General features: G+C 47.3%; 5 protein-coding genes. 3 read left to right on the plus strand and 2 right to left on the minus strand.

Annotated features, from left to right (window positions below; translation table 11 throughout):
* The coding region (locus AC2JC8_RS09685; protein ID WP_484594637.1) for an FAD-dependent oxidoreductase at positions 1-662 on the minus strand (662 nt) is incomplete at its 3' end.
* Between the two features lie 48 nt (positions 663-710).
* Between AC2JC8_RS09685 and gatB the strand changes: the two genes are divergently transcribed.
* Entirely contained in the window at positions 711-2,180 is a 1,470-nt protein-coding gene (gatB, locus tag AC2JC8_RS09690) for an Asp-tRNA(Asn)/Glu-tRNA(Gln) amidotransferase subunit GatB (RefSeq protein ID WP_484400711.1), read from the plus strand.
* Here the strand turns inward: gatB and coaE are convergent.
* The gene (gene coaE / locus AC2JC8_RS09695) at positions 2,157-2,792 is read right to left on the minus strand and encodes a dephospho-CoA kinase (protein ID WP_484400709.1); all 636 of its coding nucleotides are present in this window, start codon (positions 2,790-2,792) and stop codon (positions 2,157-2,159) included. The two genes, gatB and coaE, sit on opposite strands and share 24 nt — an antisense overlap.
* Before the next feature lie 11 nt (positions 2,793-2,803).
* Between coaE and argJ the strand changes: the two genes are divergently transcribed.
* Positions 2,804-4,039, plus strand: coding sequence for a bifunctional glutamate N-acetyltransferase/amino-acid acetyltransferase ArgJ (gene argJ, locus AC2JC8_RS09700; RefSeq protein ID WP_484400708.1), 1,236 nt, complete (start codon positions 2,804-2,806; stop codon positions 4,037-4,039).
* A gap of 34 nt (positions 4,040-4,073) precedes the next feature.
* The coding region (locus AC2JC8_RS09705; RefSeq protein WP_484594638.1) for a hypothetical protein at positions 4,074-4,408 on the plus strand (335 nt) is incomplete at its 3' end.

The following is a 4,408-nucleotide window of genomic DNA, read 5'->3' on the forward strand; positions in this document are numbered from 1 at the left end:
ACCGGAAAAACAGGCAGCTTTGGTAACAACTCGCCACTCCAAGCGCCACAGGCGAGAACGGCATGGCTACAAAACAGCCGCTGCGGTTCACCTTCTGCGCTAATCAGCTCTACAGCTTCTAGACATCCGTTTTGATGACGCTGCAGCTTTTGCACCTCTGCCCCCTCTTGAAATTGCACGCCAAGGTTTGTGCAAGCCCTCTCTAAAGCCCGCATCAAGCGGCGGCGATTATCGATTTGACCATCCTGCTTAAAAAGCAAACCCGTCTGCCATTGGGGGCCAATCCCTTTTATTTCCTGCTCCAGGCCAGCTCGATCAAGGCTTTTACCCATAGCAGCGGTGGGATACGCATCCCGCTCCGCAGCAGTTTTAAAAGGCACAACAATGCCGCAAGGCTTGAGATTGCAGTTGAGCCCGCTATCCGCTTCCACCTGGGCCACCCAGGCGGGATAAGCCGCCAAACTTGCCTGCCCCAGCAGCAGTTGATCACCGCTAAGGCCCTCAGCATGGGGGGCCAGCATGCCGGCCGCCACAAAGCCTGCCGCTTCATTGCGGCGTCGGCTCAACACGGTTACGGCAAGGCCATGGCGGCCGAGGCCATGGGCAATGGCAAGCCCGATTAGGCCACCACCAAGGATCAAAACCGGCTTAGAGAGATCCATAGCAGCCGACTTCATAGGATAAGTACCATTCAAGGCTGGAGAAGAGCAATGGCAGAAGCCAATTGGGAAGCGGTAATCGGCTTAGAAACCCATGTGCAGCTGGGAACTTCAAGCAAAATCTTTAGTAGTGCCTCCACTGCCTTTGGAGATGCTCCTAACACCCACATAGATCCGGTGGTTTGCGGTTTGCCTGGCACCCTACCGGTGTTAAATAAAAAAGTACTTGAATATGCGGTAAAGGCATCATTAGCCTTGAATTTAAATATTGCGGCCCATAGTAAATTCGATCGCAAGCAATACTTTTATCCAGATTTACCAAAAAATTATCAGATCTCTCAATTCGATCAACCGATTGCAGAAGATGGTTGGATTGAAGTTGAAGTTGCGGAAAAAGGAAAAGAAACCTATCTAAAACGCATTGGAATTGAACGCCTTCATATGGAAGAAGATGCGGGTAAACTCGTGCATGCAGGCAGTGATCGTTTAGCTGGTAGTACCCATTCCTTAGTGGATTACAACCGGGCTGGGGTTGCCCTCGCTGAAATTGTTAGTAAGCCAGATTTACGCACCGGCCGTGAAGCGGCTGAATATGCATCTGAAATACGCCGAATCATGCGTTATTTAGGTGTTAGTGATGGCAACATGCAGGAGGGTTCACTGCGTTGTGACGTAAATATCTCCGTAAGGCGAGGCCCCGATGCCCCCTTTGGCACAAAGGTGGAAATAAAAAATATGAATTCATTTTCTGCAATCCAAAAGGCGATTGATTTTGAAATAAAACGCCAGATCAAGGCCTATGAAAGTGGCGAACGGGTAGTGCAGGAAACTCGTTTATGGGATGAAAGTAAGCAATTAACTAAAAGTATGCGTAGCAAAGAAGGTGCTGCTGATTATCGTTTTTTCCCTGAGCCAGATCTTGGCCCAATTGAAGTTAGCGAAAGTCAAAAGCAAGCTTGGCTTAGCGAACTGCCAGAACTGCCTGCAGCTAAACGCCACCGCTACGCTGACCAATTTGGCCTATCGATCTACGATGCCCGCGTTTTAACTGATGAACGCCAAATGGCGGAATATTTTGAAGCAGCAGTGGCAGCTGGCGCTGATGCCAAGGCATTATCAAATTGGATTACCGGTGATATTGCTGCCCATGTAAATGCAAATCGGCTTTCATATGTTGATCTACCTTTACGGCCTCAACAATTAGCGGAATTGGTTGGCTTGATAGAAGCAGCTGAGATAAGCGGTAAAATTGCTAAAGAAATCTTGCCTCAATTGTTAGCGGAAGGAGGATCGGCTAAGGCGATTGTGGCGGCGAAAGGATTAGGAATGATCAGTGATCCAGCTGCAATTAAAACAATTGTGGCTGAATTGCTAGAGGCTCATCCCGCTGAAGTAGAAGCTTTTCGTGGAGGGAAAAATAAATTACAGGGCTTCTTTGTGGGCTTAATGATGAAACAAACTGGCGGCCGCGCTGATCCAAAATTAGCAAATCAAATCTTATTGGAAATGCTTAAGGGTTAATTGATTTAAAGCCACAGCCACTTCAATTTCAAGTTCACCACTGCCATTGCGGTTGTTGATTATTCGATCCGCTAATAAACGCTTACGGGCGAGGGGCCATTGGGCATTGATCCGGGCTAATGCTTGTTGATTTGTGCAGTTGTCTCTTGTAATTAGGCGCTCTATTTGCTGTTTCTCATCACAATCTACCAGCCAGATTTCTGTGCAAAGCGATTCAAGGCCGGTTTCAAACAACAGGGGAATCATTAAAACTATTGTTTTAGTGTCTGCTAATTTAATTATTTCTTGATCCATCATTTGCTTCACAACCGGATGCACCAGTTGCTCAAGCCAGAGGCGTTCGTTCTGGTTGTTAAATACGATTTCTCCGAGGGCTTTGCGATCTAGATTATCGCCGCAAAATACCCTTTTCCCATAGCGGTTCAGCACCGCTTGGCTAGCTGTAGTGCCAGGGGCTAAGGCTTCTCGGGCGTAGCGATCAGCATCTAAAACGGCAAGCCTATGTTTTTCCTGTAGCAATTTACCGGCGCTGCTTTTTCCGCTTGCAATGCCACCGGTGAGGCCAATACGGCGTTGTGGCTGTATCGCTAGAGCAAACTGATTCAAGTTCAAGTTTCCTGCCAATGAACCATCAATGGCAACAAATTAGCGGTGGCATCACAGCTCCTAAGGGTTTTCAAGCCGCTGGCATCACAGCTGGTTTAAAGCTAAGTGGTAACCCAGATTTAGCCCTATTACTCGCTCCAGCTGGGGCAGCCTGCGCTGGCACCTTCACCACGAATCAGATGCGAGCGGGTTGCGTTGATTTATGCGCCCAAAGGTTGCAGCAAAACCAGGGCAGTGCGCGGGCAGTATTGATAAATTCAGGCCAGGCCAATGCCTGCACTGGTGATCTCGGTTTGATCGATAGCTTGCGGGCTACCAAAGCGCTTGCAGATCAGTTGGGGCTCATAGAAGAAGAGGTTTTGATTTGTTCTACCGGTGTGATTGGCGTACCGATTCCGATGGATTTGCTACTGGCGGGTATTAATCCATTAGTTGATTCGCTAGCTGCTAGCCCCGCAGCAGCAATTGCAGCTGCAGCAGCAATACTTACTACAGATTTAGTTGATAAAACCATCGCAATTGAGGCGCAGCTAGGCGATCAAATAGTGCGTCTTGGCGGTATGGCAAAAGGCTCTGGCATGATCCACCCAGATATGGCAACAATGCTAGCTTTTGTTAGTTGCGATGCTGGATTGCCTCCTGCAGAATGGCAGGCGATGCTGCACCGGGTGGTTGATGAATCATTTAATGCGATCACAGTTGATGGTGATGTGAGCACAAATGATTGTTTATTAGCCTTTTCTGCTGGCCCCCAACTGGCTGAGCGGTATTGGCCTGATTTAGAAGCGGGCCTAAGTAAATTATGTGAATATCTAGCGCGGGCTATCACCCGTGATGGAGAAGGGGCTACTTGTGTGATTGAAGTTGTGGTAGAAGGCACTGCAACTAACAACCAAGCCCGCCAGATCGCCCGCACCGTTTGCGGTTCATCATTAGTAAAAACTGCTATCCACGGCCGTGATCCAAATTGGGGCAGGATTGTTGCAGCAGCAGGACGAGCCGGAGTGCCATTTAATCCCGATGCTGTGCAGTTATGGATTGGCCCTCATAAGTTGCTAGATAATGGACAACCACTTGATTTTGATCGCGCAGCTGTAGGCTTATATCTTCAAGAAAAAGAAACTGGCATATATCTAGAAACCGATCAAGTTGATATTCATTTAGTTGTGGGATCCGGCTCTGGTGCTGGCCGCGGTTGGGGTTGTGATTTGTCGGCTGAATATGTAAGTATTAACGCCGATTACACGACCTAAAATGGATTATTCTGAGGGCCTTAATAGTTCTAATATGATTCAACAATACAAGAATTTATTTGCTGACATTGATTGTCTGAGTATTTTTAAGGCGCCTATTACTAAGGGGAGTATTTATTTTTATACTAATACCTGTAAGGATGATGGGCTTAGCAAAGAAGAATTAATAGATGATCCATCCGGACTGGAAACTGCGAGCAGTTGCACTGGGATAGAGATAAATTATCAAAATAAACACCATCGCTGGATAGCTAAACTGCCTCAATCGTTGATAATTTTAGAATATGCCACAACATATCTTAATTTTAAAAATGTATCTTCCCTCGGCAATAATGGCGTTAATGCGGAGCTGAAATGGTTCGATGAGCA

Source organism: Synechococcus sp. (assembly GCF_982614295.1).

Bases quoted from the DNA above. Each gene is read 5' to 3' on its own strand.
- argJ (WP_484400708.1), top strand. From the start codon at position 2,804: ATGAACCATCAATGGCAACAAATTAGCGGTGGCATCACAGCTCCTAAG.
- gatB (WP_484400711.1), top strand. From the start codon at position 711: ATGGCAGAAGCCAATTGGGAAGCGGTAATCGGCTTAGAAACCCATGTG.